At 62.3% G+C, this 13,542-nt stretch carries 11 protein-coding genes, 1 tRNA gene and 1 pseudogene; 10 read left to right on the top strand and 3 right to left on the bottom strand.

Annotation, left to right across the window (positions count from 1 at the left end):
* Window positions 1-317 precede the first annotated feature (317 nt).
* A tRNA-Val gene (locus CFB82_RS00155) sits at window positions 318-394 on the bottom strand.
* 588 nt (window positions 395-982) lie between these two features.
* Between CFB82_RS00155 and CFB82_RS00150 the strand changes: the two genes are divergently transcribed.
* The 7 genes and pseudogenes from CFB82_RS00150 (at window position 983) to CFB82_RS00120 (ending at window position 9,869) form a co-directional block, all read left to right on the top strand.
* Entirely contained in the window at window positions 983-1,237 is a 255-nt protein-coding gene (locus tag CFB82_RS00150; protein WP_069246715.1) for a hypothetical protein, read from the top strand.
* 142 nt (window positions 1,238-1,379) lie between these two features.
* Window positions 1,380-2,096 carry a hypothetical protein gene (locus CFB82_RS00145; RefSeq protein WP_143750855.1) on the top strand — a complete coding sequence of 239 codons (717 nt, stop codon included), beginning with the start codon at window positions 1,380-1,382 and terminating at the stop codon, window positions 2,094-2,096.
* A 179-nt stretch (window positions 2,097-2,275) separates the two neighbouring features.
* On the top strand, window positions 2,276-5,050 hold the full coding sequence (locus CFB82_RS00140) for a type VI secretion system Vgr family protein (RefSeq protein ID WP_143750854.1): 2,775 nt from the start codon (window positions 2,276-2,278) through the stop codon (window positions 5,048-5,050).
* Window positions 5,051-5,052: 2 nt separating this feature from the next.
* Window positions 5,053-6,630 (top strand): hypothetical protein, encoded by a 1,578-nt coding sequence (locus CFB82_RS00135; RefSeq protein WP_089483150.1) that lies wholly within the window; start codon window positions 5,053-5,055, stop codon window positions 6,628-6,630.
* Entirely contained in the window at window positions 6,627-7,700 is a 1,074-nt protein-coding gene (locus CFB82_RS00130; protein ID WP_089483149.1) for an Imm72 family immunity protein, read from the top strand. The genes CFB82_RS00135 and CFB82_RS00130 overlap by 4 nt, the downstream gene beginning before the upstream one ends.
* Before the next feature lie 88 nt (window positions 7,701-7,788).
* Window positions 7,789-8,627: pseudogene (locus CFB82_RS00125) on the top strand (Imm72 family immunity protein).
* A 681-nt stretch (window positions 8,628-9,308) separates the two neighbouring features.
* On the top strand, window positions 9,309-9,869 hold the full coding sequence (locus tag CFB82_RS00120; RefSeq protein ID WP_256978635.1) for a hypothetical protein: 561 nt from the start codon (window positions 9,309-9,311) through the stop codon (window positions 9,867-9,869).
* A 248-nt stretch (window positions 9,870-10,117) separates the two neighbouring features.
* Here the strand turns inward: CFB82_RS00120 and CFB82_RS00115 are convergent, their stop codons facing one another.
* Complete coding sequence (locus tag CFB82_RS00115) at window positions 10,118-10,876, bottom strand: anti-sigma factor family protein (RefSeq protein WP_069246710.1); 759 nt, start codon at window positions 10,874-10,876, stop codon at window positions 10,118-10,120.
* On the bottom strand, window positions 10,873-11,394 hold the full coding sequence (locus CFB82_RS00110) for a sigma-70 family RNA polymerase sigma factor (protein WP_089444700.1): 522 nt from the start codon (window positions 11,392-11,394) through the stop codon (window positions 10,873-10,875). Before CFB82_RS00110 ends, CFB82_RS00115 begins: the two co-directional genes overlap by 4 nt.
* Window positions 11,395-11,550: 156 nt before the next feature.
* Here CFB82_RS00110 and CFB82_RS00105 point away from each other — a divergent pair, with 156 nt between their 5' ends.
* The 3 genes from CFB82_RS00105 to CFB82_RS00095 form a co-directional block, all read left to right on the top strand.
* Window positions 11,551-12,645 (top strand): catalase family peroxidase, encoded by a 1,095-nt coding sequence (locus tag CFB82_RS00105; protein ID WP_069246708.1) that lies wholly within the window; start codon window positions 11,551-11,553, stop codon window positions 12,643-12,645.
* Entirely contained in the window at window positions 12,645-13,175 is a 531-nt protein-coding gene (locus CFB82_RS00100) for a cytochrome b (protein WP_069246707.1), read from the top strand. Before CFB82_RS00105 ends, CFB82_RS00100 begins: the two co-directional genes overlap by 1 nt.
* A gap of 133 nt (window positions 13,176-13,308) precedes the next feature.
* Window positions 13,309-13,542, top strand: a 234-nt coding sequence (locus tag CFB82_RS00095; RefSeq protein ID WP_218829056.1) for a hypothetical protein, incomplete at its 3' end; no start/stop codon positions are given.

Genomic DNA, 13,542 nt, shown 5'->3' with positions numbered 1-13,542 from the left:
GCTACCTCGTCTGGCTGTTCACGAAGCTGCCTCTCGCTGCAACCGCCGACGACTACGCGGCCCTCATGCCATGGAGCATGCCTGCCACTCCCAACCTCTGATGGGTGTCGTTAAAAGACCGCATACGTTGTATGGCGGATCGAGGTGTCGGTGAGGAACGATGCGATGCCGCGGATCGCGCAACGCATCGGGGCGACAGGCGTTGTTTCGGCCGGAAAAAGAAAAACGCCACGCGATGTTGCCGCGTGGCGTTTGTATGTTGGCGAGCCGCATTGCCTGTAGGCAAGTTGTGCTGCCAGACCCCTTCATTTGTTCGTTGGTAGGCTCGATTGGATTCGAACCAACGACCCCCACCATGTCAAGGTGGTGCTCTAACCAACTGAGCTACGAGCCTAAGAAGCCGCGAATTATAGAGAGGGTTTTTGAGGAGCACAAGCCCCTTCGTGAAAATTTTTTGAATCGAGGTGCGCGGACGCCGACGATCGACGTGGGCTGGCGATGCCGGGAACGTTGGCTTCACCTGTTCGCATCACAGCAAAACGCGTCCATGCGCTGTGATGTTATCCACATTGCCCTCTGGATAACCATCCGGCAAGCCTCTGGATTCACAGTGGAGCGATTGAGGATATGTCGCCGCGGCTGTGAATCGACGAAAAGTTGTTCTGTGCTGCCGGGAGCTGTTCACGTCGCGCACCCAGGGTTATGCATTCTGCTTCCCGTCGAGAATTCATGGGGTTAGGGACGTTATCCACTGTGAGGCACAGGGTTTGTTAACTATCACTACGTATGTATACGAACTCTGTTAACACCTTTGGATAAGCACAGTCCGTCGACTGTGATCCGCGCAGGATATGCACTGCGTGCGGTGATCGGATGAATGAAGCGGCGAGCTGTGAGACGCATCGGACGATGCATGTGCAGCTGTGTCTGTAGAATCGCCGGCATTCAGGATCCGAAGGCCTGGCGCACAGGCTCGCGACAGATGAGCGATTCCTCGTTGACCCGGCTCGACGCACTCGATATCGATGCTGTCGTACACCGGTTGCAGCAACATCCGGGCGACATCGTGTTCGAGCAGCGCGTATCGATGCCCGAAGCCGATGTCCTGTGTTGCCGCTACAAAGGCGAGCGATTCAACGTGAAGTTCGATCTCGACTATGGGGTGTTCGTCGATCGCATCGGGAAGCTGTCCCGCAAAGACATCGACGATATCGCCAGGTGGTTCGCCACGATATGAACCGGATACGCCGAGACGTCCCGGTAAAAGATCGATTCACCGACCGCGTTGCAGCGCTGCGAAGAATCGATGTTTTCCGCGACGAGATGAACCCAGGCAAAAAGCAGGGCGATACCAACGATGCTCGCAAGGGGAGCCAGTGATGGGACCGATTGTTTGCCATCGGCACGGGTTCAACGTTGTCAGAATGACCTCGGAGCGTGTCCATGCACGCGTCCGGGTGCGCGGCCAGTTTGCGCCCGGGGAACTGGTCAAGGTCTCGCTCGACCGGCCGAAGTACAGCCGTGAAATGTGGGTGCTGCGTGCCGAGTTCGACGAACTTGAAGTCGAAGCGTCGTTCGTCGGGAACGTTGCCCATGTCACCGCGTTCCCGAAAATTGCAGCGCTCGAGCGTTTGCGGGCCTATGGCTGCTCGACGTGTGTTGACGAGTTGCTCGTGCGGTCCGGTGAAACACCACGTGAGCCCAGGTCGCTGCAGCAGGCATTCGACACATCCGTCGTCGCGGCCGATGCGACACGGTCGGAGGGTTTCATGCGATGCGAGCTTCACGGGTTGATCTCGCCGGTACCGACATCGCCTGATATCGAAGCAGCGATCCTGTCGACTGACGGGATTCGCGATTGTCGTGTCGTGCAGGTGACCGATGGCACGACGAGGCATGAGCTGAAGTACTGGTTCAGCGAAGCGTTTCTGCATCAGGTGCTTGGGCCGGGAGGCGGGGTCGAGGATTCGGCGCTCAGAATCGCTGACGAGGAAGCGTTCCGGATGCTGTGGAATGCCGGCGAACCCGTGTGCCGGTACTGCCTGCGCGAAACGTTGAAACGCAGCGGCCTGGGTGACGACGGCACACCAGCCTGAACCGAACGAAGCGACGACGGCCGGGGCGATACATGCGACGGATCACCCGGCGCGGGTTGCTGTCATGTCCCTTTTCCTGGTCCGACGATTAGCCTTAATGCCCTGATTAAACGGTAGAATCTCGCGCGACTGAGTCACAGACACCATCCGAGGGTGCTGAAATAAAAAAGGGCTGCATCATGAACGTGCCGGACATCTACGCCGCGCTTCGCGGTGGATTGCTTCAGCAGGACCGCTTGCTCAAGTTGGATACGCCGCTGGGCGCCAACGTACTCGCCGTACAGCGCGCGATCGGCCGATCGCGGATCGGGCGGGACTATTCGTTCACGCTCGACGTCGTCGCGGGCAACGACGATCTCGAACTCAAGAAGCTGATCGCCCAACCGGCCACGCTGTGGATCCAGCAGGCGAACAATGCGTACCGGCCCGTCAGCGGCTACATCTACACCGCGCGCCGGCTTGGCGCGAACGGCGGGGTGACGACCTATCAGCTGGAACTGCACGCGTGGATGCATGTGCTGCGGTTCCGCCGCGACGAGAAAATCTGGATCGACAAGAATGCAGAGGAAATTATTTCCGATGTGCTCGGCATGCATCCGGAAGCACGCGGACGGTTCCGGTTTGCGTTGTCGCAGCCCCTGGAGAACCGGTCGTATACGCGGCAAAGCGAGACGGACTGGAACTTCGTGCACCGGCTGATGGAGGACGAGGGGCTGTACGGCACGTGGCAGCAGGCCGACGACGGCAAGTCGCATACGCTCGTGATCACCGACAACCTGCAGGCGCTCGTACCGCTGTCGCCGGAAACGCTACGCTTCTACAGCGGCGGCGTGGGCAGCGACGCCGACGCATTCACGCAATGGTCGGGCACGCGCACGCTGCAGAGCGTCACGCGCACGACGCGCACGTTCGACTACAAGAATCCTTCGCAGTCGGCGAACCCCAAGGGCACGTCGCTGCCGACGATGGGCGGTCAGGGCGAGCTGCCGGATCAGCTCGAGGTCTACGAGTACACGGGCGCCTACACGTACCTCGACCAGTCGCGCGGCGACCATCTGACGAAGGTGCGGATGGAGGAATGGGAGTCGCAGGCGAAGCGCTTTCATGGCGCGGGCGGGGTGCGCGCGATCGATGCGGGCCGGCGCTTCACGCTGGCCGATCATCCCGCGCACGATCGCGATCCCTCTGATCAGCGCGAGTTTGCCGCGATCGGCGTTTCCTGGTGGATCGAGAACAACTTGCCCGTCTCGGGCACCGACTCGGATTTCCCGCACAGCCTGGGTCGCGCGCTCGATCAGGTGCGCGCGCGATACGAAAATACCCCCGGCCTTCAGGTATCGCACGACGACGGCTCGACCGGCTTCTATCTCGTCGAAGTCGAAGCGCAACGCGTGAGCGTGCCGTATCGCAGCCCGTTCGAGCATCGCAAACCGGAGATGCACCTCGAGACGGCGATCGTCGTCGGGCCGCAGGGCGAGGAGGTCTATACCGACGAGTTGAACCGGATCCGTGTGCAGTTCGTGTGGGACCGGTTGAATCCGGGCAACGAGAACGCGTCGTGCTGGGTGCGCGTCGTGCAGTCGGATACGGGTGGCGGCTACGGCGGCGTGCACGTGCCACGCATCGGCGAGGAAGTGCTGATCGACTACGTCGGCGGCGACTGCGACCGGCCGCTCGCGGTCGGGCGCGTGTACAACGGCGCGAACCAGCCGCAATGGCATACCGACGGGATCCTGTCCGGGTATCGGTCGAAGGAGTATTCGGGCGGCGGTTACAACCAGCTCGTGATGGACGACGCGACCGGGCAGAACCGCGTGCAGCTGATGAGCAGCAGCGCGAACAGCTTGCTGCATCTGGGCTACATCATCGACCAGAACGGCAATTCGCGCGGGTCGTACCTCGGCAGCGGGTTCGACCTGCGCTCGGATGCGTATGGCGCGGTGCGGGCGAGCCAGGGCCTGTACGTGACGACGCACCCGAAGGCGGCGAACAGCCAGCCACTCGACGTGAAGGAAGCGCAGCAGCAGCTCGTGACGGGCGAAAGCCTCGTCGAGGCGATGTCGGGCGTGAGCGAGCAGCATCAGGCTGAAAGCATGAAGGACGCGCAGGACACGATGCGCGCGTTCACGGATGCGACGCAGGACAGCGCATCGGGCAGCGCGTCCGGCGGGCGCACGGCAGGCGGCGGCACGGGTAACGCGAATGCATTCAAGGAACCGGTGATGCTGTTCGGCAGCCCATCGGGGATCGGGATGTCGACGCAGCAGTCGGTGCATGTGGCCGCGAACGATCACGTGAACGTGGCGAGCGGGCAGAGCGTGCACGTCGCGGCGGGCAAGTCGTTGATCGGGAGCATCGGGCAGAAGCTGAGCCTGTTCGTGCAGAACGCGGGGATGAAGCTGTTCGCGGGCAAGGGCAAGGTCGAGATCCAGGCGCAGGCGGACAACATCGAGGTGACCGCGCAGAAGGCGGTGAAGGTGGTGTCGTCGACGGATCGGATCGAGATCGCGGCCGATCAGGGGATCCTGCTGACGAGCGGCGGCGCGTACATCCGGATCCAGGGTGGAAACGTCGAGGTTCATGCGCCGGGCAAGGTCGACATCAAGGGTGCGTCGCATACGTTCGCGGGGCCGACGAGTCTCGCCTATCCGTTGCCGGCGCTGCCGACTTCCGTGCATGCGGCCACGCTGCAATACCAGTATCACGACAACGAGCCGGTGCAGGGCGCGAAGTACATCGCGACGCTGTCCGATGGCGCCACGCGCGAAGGCGTGCTGGATTCGCAGGGACGGATGCATCTGGAGAACGTGCCGGCCGGCGCGATCAAGGTCGAACTCGGGCCGGACGCGCGCCCGTATGCGCGCAAGGATACGACCGCCAATCCCGACTACAAGGGAGAAAGCCTCTCCGAAGCCGACATCGACGCAATCATCAACAAGCACGGGGGAGCGTGAGCGTGAGCTGGACGATCGAGGATTTCAAGGCAACGTCGCTGGAGGTCGGGCAATGGTGCTGGGGAACGCTGGAAGGCGCGTTCAACGAAAAGCAGACCATCAGCCAGATCATCGTCGATGCCGCGATCGGCATGGTTCCGCTCGTGGGTGACGCAACCGCCGTTCGCGACCTGCTGGCCGTCAGCATCGGCATGAGCCAGGATCCGGCCAAGCGCGACGACAAGATGCAGCGCTTGCTGCTGGTCGTGCTCATCTTCGCGCTGATCCCGGTCGTGGGCGGCGTCATCAAGGGGCTCGGACGCTTGCTGCTGAAGGTCACCGGCGATGTCGCGAAGGATGCCGAACTGCTCAAGGCGGTCGTGCAATTCCTGAACCGGATGGGGCACGGCGACGCGCCGAAGTGGTTGAAGGCGCTGGACTTGACCAAGTACCAGGCGCTGGTCCTCGGGAAGCTGAAGGATTTTTGCGCGGGCATACGAGTTTCCATTAGTCGTGTGCTCGAGGCAGGCGTCGGCAGGTTGCTCCCGGACAAGTATCGCGCCGCGCTCGAGCGCGTCAGCAGCGGTTTTCACGCGATTCAGGATATGGCCGACAAGATCGTGCCGGAGGCGATCAAGGAGCTGAACGCGAAGCTCAGGGTGCTGCAGAACATGGTCTATCGCGGCGAGATGCATGAAATCGCGACGGGTGGCGCACCGAAGATCGCGCGCGAGGCAGAGGCGTATCTGCAGGAGCGCAAGTTTGCCCGCGATATTCGTCGCGGTCGTTTTCCGTCCGAGGAGTGCCTGGCGAACAAAAGTGGCGAGGCGCGGCTCAAGGCGAAATACGGCAAGAAAATTGCCCAGGGTTGGCCGAACATCATCGACCGGAAAGGCAAGATGCCGCTGTACGGCGATAAGGATGTGTTTCTCGACATCGCGTCGTTCAGCGGCCCGATCACGGCGCTGAGTGCGAAGGAGCTCGCTGGCAAGAAGGTGTATCGCGTGTTCGGTAACCCGTCCGAACTTGCGACATGGCAGGCCGGCAGTTCGGCGGGCGGCCGGAACCCCGCGTTCTGGGGCGTCGGCGAGCCGCCGAAGAGCGCGGAGGAGTGGCGCAGGCTCTCCGCGGTGCTGGATACCTGGAACGGCAACGGGTTCATCGTCGTCATGCAGTTGCCGCACGATTTCGGCGAGCGGATGCCCACGGCTAATGCGTGGGCCGGAAAGATTGCCGAACAGTACGGCACGGCGACGCCCGTGCAGTATCTCGAAGGCGGCGCCGATCAATTGGTTGTCGACTTCGGCGCACTGTCGGCGTTTGTGACCGAAGAAGGGAACAAGATCAAGAAGCAATTCGAGAATTTCACCGGGCACGCGGATCTGCACGTCACGCAAGAGTACAACGGCGTCAAGATCGAGTTTCACAAGACGAACTGGGAGAATGTCGAGAAGGTGTACGGCTACAGCAAGTACGAGGACGACATCCACTACTCGACGAAGACACGCCGGCTGGCGGGTGATGAAATCCAGACCAAGGCGACCAACAGTAAAGTGACTGCAGCGACTCGATCGGCAGCGAACAATGAAGGTCAGAGATGACGGATACGATCAAGCAGGACGACATGACGGATGACGCGACGCGGCGCAGGATTTTCTGGCTGCTTCAACGTCTGACCAGCTATTCGCTCTGGAAGCGCAAGCGTGATGCGTTTGCGATCTTCGCAAACGAATACGAGCACGCGGTGAAGACCTGGCCAGAAGACGATCCTGAGCGCGTGCCGGCAGACAATTTGCCCACCATCTTCGAGATTCTCGCCGCTTACGATCGAGGATTGCCCGAATTGGCCCGCGGGTATCGGTTTGTCTGGCAGCGCGGTGAGCCGCTGCAATACGCGATCGATCGGTACAACCATTTGAACGCGTATTTCTTCCCCCATTACGATTACTGGGATCGCGGTGCGCAGGCTGCCCCCTATCCGCCGAAGGTCGATGCGCTGGCTCAACTGCTACATGCGTCGGAATACCAGATAGAGTATGCGCCGTTTGAGCCGCCACCTTTGGAAGACTACGTCGCACAATTGACTTCGATAGATTTGCTGCTGTCCCCGCATGCATACGAGCACAGCTTCTACACCCTTCCGTATCCCGTGTTTCCGATGGATTTGCCGGAGGTTCCTGAGCCAGTCGGCCCGGTGATCAAGTCCGGCGACAAGGTGCCTTGCGACGGCATCTGGGAACCCGTTGCCGTCGAGCAATCGAAATTGCTGGGTATCGTGCCGGTCGGCAATCGTAGTTTGCGCGGCAATGGCTGTTTCAATTATTTCATTCGGGATATCCGCGCACCGAACTTCAGCGACGATGACACGGGAGAGGTCTTCAAGACACACTGGCGACTGTTGTGGGAAGACAAGCGATACGCGGACGGCGTCATTCCCGACGAATCGCAGTATTTCCTTGAGCCGCCGGCGCCGCAGCCGGACCGGGAAACCGTCACGCAGGTCCGGACCGGCGATCGCTGCCCGGTTTCAGGCGAATGGCAGACGGCCGAGTACGGTGGCAAGACGCTGCACGTCGAAGCCGGCGCGGCGATGCCGGACATGCTCGTCAGGGACAATCTCGGCGAGCTCAAGGTGCACTGGGTGACGTGGCATCTGGTGAAGCGTTCGTAGTGCGGGCGGGCGGCGACATCCAGACCAAGATGATCAACAACAAAATGACCGCAACGACTCGATCGACGGCGAATCGCGAAGGTCGGCGATGACGGACACGATCAAGCTGTACGACATGACGGACGACGCCACTCGACGCAAGATTTTCTGGCTGCTTCAACGTCTGACCAGTTATTCGCTCTGGAAGCGCAAGCGCGATGCGTTTGCGATTTTCGCGAACGAATACGAGCACGCGGGTCCGAGTTGGCCCGCGGGCAGCGGTTCGTCTGGCAGACCGGCGAGCCGCTGGAATACGCGGTCGATCGGTCCAACTATTTGAACGCGTATTTTTTCCCCCACTGCGACTACTGGGAGCGTGGCGCGCAGTTCGCCCCGTATCCGCCAAAGATCGATGCGCTGGCCCAACTGCTTCACGCATCGGAATACCAGATGGACCATGTGCCACTCGAGCCGTCGAGGTTGAACAACGATCTGGCGCAACTGCGCTCGGTGGGGCTGCTGCTGTCCCCGGACGCATACAGGAGCACCTTCTACACGGTTCCGTATCCGGTGTTTCCGGAGGACTTGCCCGAGGTTCCAGAACCAGTTGGCCCGGTGATCAAGTCCGGCGAGAAGGTGCCTCGTGACGGCATCTGGGAGCCTGTTGCCGTCGAGCGATCGAAATGGCTGGGCATCGTGCCGGTCGGCGAACGCAGTCTGCGCGGCAATGGCTGCTTCAATTACCTCATTCGGGACATCTGTGCGCCGAACCTCAGGGACAACGAGATGAGAACGCCCGTCAAGACGCACTGGCGATTGTTGTGGGAGGACAATCGATATGTAGACGGCGTTATCCCGGACGAATCGCAGTATTTCCTGGAGCCGCAGCAGGTGCCGAAGATGAGCCCGAACCCGCAATATCCGGGCAACGTCATGAGCAAGCCGTGAACGAGAAGCACGAACGCTATATGAGCGGTGCCTCGATTTTGCATACCGCCGAGGTTCGGAGACGATGAAGGTAGTCAGCCCTCATATGCGGATAACCAGGCACAAAACGATGCGAAACGCTGTGCGGGCAAAAGGTGAGCGTGTGCCCGGATCATAAGCTGGGCGCGACTGAACGGAGAGAAGCAAGCCCTGAGCACGAGGTGCATGCGGAACGTGCATCGGGTTTCGTGCGCTTGTCCACAGCGCGCATGTGGACAACCCGCACGCCCAACCAGTCGAATCGCTGTGCGTCGGACAGGTGAGCACCATGCATTCGACCATGCGAATCAGCCCGAACGTCTTGTCTGACAGGGATTGTCCGGAATAGCGCAGGCGATGTGGAGCGTGTTCGCACGATCTGCCGTGATGGAATGCCTTGTGGATATCGAGCCGCCAACGCACTCGAAATCCTGTGCATTCAATGGGTGAGGGTACGCGAATTCGGCGAGGAGGTTCGCGTTACTTCACGGGTCGTGGATATCGCGCTTCCATACAACTCGACGTCACGATTCCCGGTGCGGTTCAGATACCGACTCGGCTAGCGTCGCGAGAGAAGGCGGCATAGAGCAGGACAAAGTCGCACAGCGAGGATGATCGTTCGCTATGCTGCCGGTGACAACGCACCGATTCCCTCCGATACACATGAGCGCAACTGCACGGACCATTCTCAAGGCCATTCTGAGCATCCCCATTGCCTTTGGGCTCGCCTATCCCCTTGTCTATCCCTCCGAAGACGGGGGCGTTCTCGGCGAAATAGCGGTGCTTGGAACAATCGGAAGCATCGTCGTCATCGCGGTTTTCCTGGCGCTGGTCTATGCCTACGCGAGCGACCTCAGGACTACCCTGAAATCGGTCAATCGAGGATCGCGTGCGGCTGAACCCAACAGCGTCTGGCTGATGTTCCTCTTGCCCTACAACTTCATCGAGGACTTCTTCATTATTTCCAACGTTGCGAAGTCTCTGGAAGCGGAGTCTCGTATCAATCCGGCTCTGTCGGGGTTGCGCTCGTTCGGCCGGATCAGCGGCATCGGGTGGTGTCTTGCCCAGGTTCTTTCGTTGATACCCAATACCATTGGCTCCATCGCTGGCGGCGTCGCGGTTTTCCTCTGGGTTTGGCACTGGGTGTTTGTGCGCCGAACGAACAAGATGCTTGCCGGCAGCCAGGTCCCGGTGGCGACTCTACCTGGACGGACAGGATCGTAGCCCGCCTTGGAAGGCGGATCGCTTACGTGTGATCGATGTGGATATCCTGCTCCACGGCGACTCGAAACCCTGTGATTCCAAAGGTGAGGGCACCGGCGTGGCCTCGATGTGCATAACAGCCAGGGAAAGTCAGTCGAAACGCTGTGCATTCGAGTGGTGAGCGTGCGCCCATTCAAGCCCGCCGGGCCGCCCCACCAAAGGCGCTGGCGGCTACCACCAACCGCCAACCGGGCGCGCATCCTGCTACTTCAAGTCTGCCGATCGAGCGCCTGCACGACCGCTTTCTCCCCGAGACTCCCGGCCGGCCCGACCACCGCATAGTTGAGCCCATTCACCGATCCATATCGCGCGAGCAACGCACCATCCACGCGTTGCCCGGCCGGCAACAGCCGATGTTTCGATTCGGCCGGCCGGAGATAGAAGCTCAGCGTCCGTCCGGCCTCGTCCTCATAGAGCACCATCGCAGCGGTAGCGCCGCTGTCTGTCGTGAACAACCGGCCGCCGACCGGCCTGAACCCCGCCGCACTCAAATCCGGCAGCTTCGCTGATGCGCCCACGCCTTTGGTGAGCCATCCCTGCAAATCGCCCGCACCGGTCGGCCGGTAATCGACCTTCGCCGTCCGATCGACCACCATCATCTGGTAAGCCTTGACCGCATCGCTCATCGGCGCGATGGGCGGCGCCGCGTTCCACCCGCGCGCCTGCCATCCGCCGAACGTCCCGAGCCCGACGCAAAACACGAACGAAGCCGCCATTGCGAACCGCATCCGCGAGCGCTCCGCCCGCCGGCCGCGAATCGCCGTCGGATCCAGCGCCGGGTTGTCCGCCGGCATTCGCACGCTCTCAAGCGCGGCCCGCAACCGCTGCGCATCCTGCTGCCATTGCTTCACCTGTTCCGCGCGTTCAGGATGCAGCGCGAGATAGCGCTCGACCGCGGCACGCGCATCGTCGTCGAGCTGGCCGTCGACATAGGCCTGGAGGTCGTGTTCGTTCGGAGGCGTGTTCATTTTTTCATCAAACGCAAAGAAGGAGCGGGGAGCTCGCCGTCGCTCAACTGGCGCAGCGCCTGGCGCGCGCGGGAGAGCCGCGACATCACGGTGCCGATCGGCACCTCAAGCAGGTCGGCGACTTCCTGATAGGTGAAGCCTTCGACCGCGACGAGCAGCAGCAGGCTGCGCTGCTCGTCGGAGAGCCGGCCGAATGCTTCGAGCGTCGCGCGCGCCGCGAATTCGCGTTCGGCGGAGGGCCAGTGCGCGTCATCGTCGTCGCGGATGCGCCCAAGCAGCCACGCGTAGCGCTTCGCGCTGCGCTTGCCGTCGAGAAACTGCCGGTACAGGATCGTGAAGAGCCAGCTGCGCAGCGAGGCGTCGTCGCGGCGGCTCGTCCAGCGCGACAGCGCGCGCTCGAGCGTCGACTGGACGAGATCGTCGGCTGCGTGGACGTCGCGCGCGAGCCAGAGCGCGAAGCGTCGCAGCCTGGGGATGAGTTCGCGCAGTGCGTCGTCGTCGAGGGCGGTAGAGGGCATGGCTAGGCCGGTTGCCGAATGGGTCGAGATGCCACGTAGGACGCCGGTCGGCGCCGCTTATTCCACCAGCATACGAAAAAACTTTTCTTGGAATAAAGCGGCGCGGGCGGCGTCCTACGCGGGTTCGACAATGACCTGACGGTCGGGAGCCTATATATGGAGCGATCTTCTTCCTCTTCTTCGCCGCAGCGCGAGCCCGGGCGCGGGTGGTGGCGCTGGGCCGCGATCGGCGGCGCGGTGGCCGGCGTGGCCGTGGCGTTCGGGTATGTCGGCGGCTGGCTCGCGCCGGCGCGTCTGACCCCGCACCGGGTCGTCGATGCGTTGCAGACGGCCGGCGGCGGCATTCACCCGGGTTTCCGGCGCAATCACGCGAAGGGCGTGTGCGTGACCGGTTACTTCGAAGGCAACGGCGCCGCGAGCGCGTATTCGGTCGCGCCATTCTTCAAGGCGGTGCGCACGCCGGTGGTCGGGCGCTTCGCGTTGCCGGGCGGGAATCCGTATGCGCCCGACAGCAGCGTGCCGATCCGCAGCCTCGCGCTGAAGCTCACCGCGCCCGATGGCGAGCAATGGCGCACCGGGATGAACGCGATGCCGGTGTTCCCGGTCGCGACGCCGCAGGCGTTCTACGCGCAATTGCTGGCGACGCGAGCCGATCCGAAGACGGGCAAGCCCGATCCGGCGAAGGTGAAGGCGTTTTTCGGTGCGCACCCTGAGACGGCCGCGTTCCGCGAATGGGTGAAAGGTGCGAAGCCGAGCGCGAGCTACGTCACCGAAAGTTATTACGGATTGAACGCGTTCTACTTCGTCGACGCGGCGGGCAAGCGCCAGGCGGTGCGGTGGCGCGTCGTGCCGGAGCAGACGGCCGGCGCCGGCGACGTCGCAACGGCGGCGGACCCGAACGTGTTGCAGCAGGACGTGACGCAGCGCATCGCGGCCGGTCCGCAGAAGTGGAAGCTGCTGGTCACGCTGGCGGCGCCTGGCGACCCGGTGGACGACGCGACGAAGGTCTGGCCTGCACAGCGCACGACGCTCGATGCGGGCACGCTCGTGCTCGACCGCGTGGAGGCGCAGGACAGCGGGCCGTGCCGAGATGTGAATTACGACCCGACGGTGCTGCCGCAGGGGATTCAGGCGTCGGGGGATCCGTTGCTGGCGGCGCGGTCGGCGGCCTATGCGGATTCGTATCTGCGCAGGACGAGTGAAGAGGCCGGGGTAGCGGGCGTGGCGCGATTGAGTGGGGAGGGACGGTGATGAAGGCTTCGACGACGTTTGGCTTGCCGGCGCGGGTGCTGCACTGGGTGATGGCCGCGATGATCATCGCGATGCTGTTCATCGGGGTGGGGATGGTGGCGTCTGTCTCTGAGCGGCATGCGCTTCTGGTGGCGATCCACAAGCCTCTGGGTATTGCCGTGCTCGTGCTGGTTTGCGTGCGGATCGTGGTGCGGGTTCTGTCGAAGCCGCCGGCATTGCCCGAGGATCTGCCGTGGTGGCAGAAGGTTGCCGCGCGCGGGTCGCATCTCGCGCTGTATGCGCTGATGCTCGCGATGCCCCTGATCGGGTGGGCGATGCTGTCGGCCGGCGGGTATCCGGTGACGTTGGGCGGTGGTGTGCAGCTGCCGGCGATCGTGGCAGCGGATCCGGTGACGTTTGCCTGGCTCCGGGTCGCGCACCGGGTGCTGGCGTATCTGTTCTTCGCGACGTTCCTCGCGCACTTTGCCGCTGCGCTGTATCACGGGCTGATTCGCCGGGACGGCGTGGTGAGGGCGATGGTGGGGCGGTGAGCGGCGGAGGATTGAGCTCGATGCGGCGGGGCGGTTCACGGGCGACCGAGGCTGCTTCTGCCGTGTCGCTTATATAAGACTATTCGAGAGGTTCGGCGACCCCCGGCACCGCATGTCAAAATAAGCCTTCGACATGAAATGTCTCTACAATCATGGTTCGAACTGGACGGGACGAGCAACGAAGCTGATGGCATTGAAAGCGCTGGAACTGACGCAGGAAGAACGTACAAAGCTTGAAGCGATGGCGAGAAGCCGTCGTGATTGGCGAATACGAGACCGGTCGCGGACGATTCTGATGTTCAGCGACGGCGTGCGAGCGAAAGAGATCGCCAGACGACAGGAACTGACGTTGGAGGCGGTGTATGAG

Source organism: Burkholderia sp. HI2714 (assembly GCF_002223085.1).
Classification (GTDB): domain Bacteria; phylum Pseudomonadota; class Gammaproteobacteria; order Burkholderiales; family Burkholderiaceae; genus Burkholderia; species Burkholderia lata_D.
Note: the sequence above shows the minus strand (reverse complement) of the source record. Positions and strands in the feature narration are given on the sequence as shown.

What these genes read in the sequence shown, in the direction of transcription:
- CFB82_RS00150 (WP_069246715.1), top strand. Translation starts at nt 983, where the DNA reads ATGAGCGATTCCTCGTTGACCCGGCTCGACGCACTCGATATCGATGCT.
- CFB82_RS00145 (WP_143750855.1), top strand. Translation starts at nt 1,380, where the DNA reads ATGGGACCGATTGTTTGCCATCGGCACGGGTTCAACGTTGTCAGAATG.
- CFB82_RS00140 (WP_143750854.1), top strand. Translation starts at nt 2,276, where the DNA reads ATGAACGTGCCGGACATCTACGCCGCGCTTCGCGGTGGATTGCTTCAG.
- CFB82_RS00130 (WP_089483149.1), top strand. Translation starts at nt 6,627, where the DNA reads ATGACGGATACGATCAAGCAGGACGACATGACGGATGACGCGACGCGG.
- CFB82_RS00120 (WP_256978635.1), top strand. Translation starts at nt 9,309, where the DNA reads ATGAGCGCAACTGCACGGACCATTCTCAAGGCCATTCTGAGCATCCCC.
- CFB82_RS00115 (WP_069246710.1), bottom strand. Translation starts at nt 10,876, where the DNA reads ATGAACACGCCTCCGAACGAACACGACCTCCAGGCCTATGTCGACGGC.
- CFB82_RS00110 (WP_089444700.1), bottom strand. Translation starts at nt 11,394, where the DNA reads ATGCCCTCTACCGCCCTCGACGACGACGCACTGCGCGAACTCATCCCC.
- CFB82_RS00105 (WP_069246708.1), top strand. Translation starts at nt 11,551, where the DNA reads ATGGAGCGATCTTCTTCCTCTTCTTCGCCGCAGCGCGAGCCCGGGCGC.
- CFB82_RS00100 (WP_069246707.1), top strand. Translation starts at nt 12,645, where the DNA reads ATGAAGGCTTCGACGACGTTTGGCTTGCCGGCGCGGGTGCTGCACTGG.